This window comes from Streptomyces sp. NPDC058307 (genome assembly GCF_042880295.1).
Classification (GTDB): domain Bacteria; phylum Actinomycetota; class Actinomycetes; order Streptomycetales; family Streptomycetaceae; genus Streptomyces.
In genome coordinates this window covers 1-3099 of sequence record NZ_JBHVYZ010000151.1, presented here as the reverse complement: position 1 = coordinate 3099, position 3099 = coordinate 1, and the positions used below count along the sequence as shown (strand labels likewise).

General features: G+C 69.5%; 1 protein-coding gene. It reads left to right on the top strand.

All coding sequences use genetic code 11. The features are described 5' to 3' along the window. Positions 1 to 278: 278 nt before the first annotated feature. Positions 279 to 3099: SDR family NAD(P)-dependent oxidoreductase (locus ACFVYN_RS41185; protein ID WP_390008017.1), on the top strand; the 2821-nt coding region annotated here is incomplete at its 3' end.

The window sequence follows — 3099 nt, the reverse complement described above, 5'->3', positions numbered from 1 at the left end:
CGGTTGCGCAGGCGGGCGATGATCTGGTGGTCACGCCGAGTCTGCGGCGCGGTGAAGGTGACCGGGAGCAGTGGCTACGGTCCCTGGCGGCAGCGTATGTCGCCGGCGGTGAGGTTGACTGGGCCACGGTAAGCGGTCGAGGTGGCCGGGTTCGTCGGGTCAGTTTGCCGACGTATCCCTTCCAACGACAGCGGTTCTGGCCGCGGGCTACGGTCCAGCGCGGTGATGCCTCTTCGACGGGTCAGCAGTCTTCCGGGCATCCATTGCTGGCGGCTGCGGTGTGGCTGTCCGACGGTGACGGCCTGGTGTTGACGGGCCGGTTGTCGGTGGCCGCGGCGCCATGGCTCGCCGACCACGCCGTGCACGGCACCGTACTGCTGGCCGGAACGGCATTCGTGGACCTGGCCATCCACGCCGGCGACCTTGTCGGCTGCGGAGTACTTGAGGAACTTGCTCTTCAGGAACCGCTGGTGCTGCCCAGCCAGGGCGGCGGCGTGCAGATTCAGGTGCACGTCGGCGACAGTGATGGTGTAGATGGCGGGGAGGGCCGTCGCTCGGTGACGGTCTCTTCGCGGGACGCGGAGGGTGGCTGGGTCCGGCATGCGGTCGGCACGTTGTCAGCTGCCGTCGGGTCGGCGCCGGCGCCGTTGGTGCAGTGGCCGCCTGCCGGTGGCGAGCCGATCTCGCTCGATGACGTTTACGGCCAGTTGGCCGAGCGCGGTTATGGCTATGGGACGACGTTCCAGGGGTTGACTAGGGCCTGGCGTATCGGGGAGACGATCTACACCGAAGCCGAACTCCCCGAGACGGCTGACGCAGAGTCGCCTGCGGCTGGAACTGGATTCGGTCTGCACCCGGCGCTGCTGGACGCCGCTTTGCACGGCCTTTTGGTCGGCAGGTCTGGCGGACCGGGTCTGCCGTTTGCGTGGTCGGGTGTTCAGCTGCTGGCTGGTGGGGCCCGTCATCTGCGTACGGTTCTGGCTCCGGGGCCGGACGGGTCGATCGCCGTGAGCGCGTTCGACGGGGCCGGCCAACCGGTGCTGGAGGCCCAGTCGTTGGTGCTGCGGGAGATCCCGGCAGACCGCTTGTCAGGCGCCGATGAGCGCGAGGTACGTCGTTCACTGCTCACGGTGGACTGGATCCCCCTCCCTGTGACGCGCGAATCGGATGTACCGAAGTGGGCCCGTCACGGGCACGTTGCGGGGGCGGAGTATCCGTCGGTGGTGGTGGCGGTGGTGCCGTCTGCTGCGGCTGCGGCTGCGGCTGCGGCTGCCGCTGCGGAAGCGACGGCGTTGGTGCTCGGGTGGGTGCAGGAGTGGTTGGCTGATCCCGCCACGGAAGACGCGCAGTTGGTGATCTGCACCCGGGGCGCGGCTAGCGGTGCGGATCTGTCGGCCGCAGCCGTGACCGGCTTGATGCGTTCCGCGCAGTCCGAGCACCCGGGCCGGTTCCTGCTGGTCGACATCGACCCGGCCACCGGACTGGACACCGACCGGGACGCCGACGTGGAAACCGTACTCGCGGCAGTCCTGAGCGGCGGTGAGCCCGAGACATGGCTCCGCCCGGACACCGATACCGCAGCCCCGGCGGCGTTCGGACGACGCCTGGTCCGGGCCGGGGCAGGCGATCCCCAAGCCCTGCCCGACGAGTGGAATCCCGACGGGACGGTGCTGATCACCGGCGGCACCGGAACACTGGGACGCCAGCTCGCCCGGCACCTGGTCACCACCCATGGGATGCGGCACCTGACCCTCCTCTCACGCCAAGGCCCCGACGCGCCGGGCGCCGCCGAGCTGACTGAGGAGCTGACCGATCTGGGTGCGGCGGTGCGGATAGTGGCCGCTGACGCCGCGGACCGCAGCGTGCTGGCCGGCGTACTGGACGAGATATCGGCCGAGCATCCGCTCACGGCTGTGGTGCACGCAGCCGGCGTGCTGGACGACGCCACCGTGGAGTCGCTGACCCCGCAGCGGTTGCAAACGGTACTGGCGGCGAAGGCGGACGCGGCCTGGAACCTTCACGAACTGACCCAAGACATGGACCTGGCGGGCTTCGTCGTCTACTCGTCGGCCGCTGCCATCCTCGGCAGCCCCGGGCAGGCCAATTACGCGGCGGCCAACGCCTTCCTCGACGCCCTCGCCGTCTACCGGCGTGAGCGCGGGCTGGCGGGTCAGTCGCTGGCCTGGGGACTGTGGGCCGAGCGCTCGGCAATGACCGCGCACGTGGACGATGCCGGGATGGCCCGGCTGACCCGCGGCGGCATCCGGCCGATGACCACCGAACAGGGCCTGGCCCTGTTCGATGCAGCGGTGCGGCTGACCACACGCTTGCTCGTCCCGGCCCGACTGGAATTGGCCGCATTCTCCCGCACTGGTGGCCCGCTGCCCATACTCCTGCAGAAGCTGGCCACCAGCACCGGAACACGGCGGACCGCCGTCGGTGCCGCAGAAACCGAGGGACTGGCCGCTCAGCTGGCAGCGCTCAACACTGCTGACCGGCTGCACACCGTCCTGCAGATCGTCAGCACCCATGCCGCCGCCGCGCTTGGATACGCGAGTTCCGAGGCGGTCGACCCGCAGCGGGCGTTCCGGGACATGGGCTTCGACTCCTTGACCGCGCTCGAACTGCGCAACCGGCTCGCGACCGCAACGGGACTCCGGCTGCCGGCCACTCTGGTCTTTGACCATCCCAGCGCTGCTGCGCTGTCGGAGTACCTGCATGACCAGCTGCTGCCCCAGTTGGCTGATCCCAGTGCTCAGGCTGCGGTGCCGGTGGTCCGCGTCGGCACGGATGAGCCGATCGCGATCGTCGGGATGGGCTGCCGTTTCCCGGGCGGGGTCGAGGACCCGCAGGGCTTCTGGCGACTGCTCGCGGACGAAACGGACGCGATCTCCACGTTCCCCACCGACCGAGGCTGGGACCTGGAGGGCCTCGACAGCCTGGTTCGCGATTCTGCTCGTGAGGGTACGGCCTTCGCGACCCTGGGCGGGTTCGTCTATGGCGCTGGTGATTTCGATGCAGCGTTTTTCGGGATCAGTCCGCGCGAGGCTGTGGCGATGGATCCGCAGCAGCGGTTGCTGCTGGAGACCTGCTGGGAGG